Raw genomic sequence first — 261 nt, 5'->3', positions numbered from 1 at the left:
GAGAATACCGAGGGTCAGCGCGGGCAACACAATATGTGAGAAACTGCCATAGCCGCCGATCGGGAACCAGCCGAGCGTAACAGCAAAGATAAATAACAGCAGCAGTGCCACCACAAATTGCGGTGCGGAAACGGTCATGAAACTGGTCAGCATCAGCGCGTTATCAAGCAGCTTGCCGCGATTGAGCGCCGCAACAATTCCAAGCGGCAGGCCGATCAGCAATTCGCAGATAATCGCCGCCACCAGCAGCTGCAAAGTAGC

At 55.2% G+C, this 261-nt stretch carries 1 protein-coding gene; it reads right to left on the bottom strand.

Translation table 11 applies throughout. The features are described from left to right. The coding region (locus HBA93_RS21830) for an ABC transporter permease subunit (protein ID WP_221724645.1) at positions 1–261 on the bottom strand (261 nt) is incomplete at both ends.

Source organism: Ochrobactrum sp. SFR4 (assembly GCF_019730395.1).
Lineage (GTDB): Bacteria > Pseudomonadota > Alphaproteobacteria > Rhizobiales > Rhizobiaceae > Pseudochrobactrum.
Note: the sequence above shows the minus strand (reverse complement) of the source record. Positions and strands in the feature narration are given on the sequence as shown.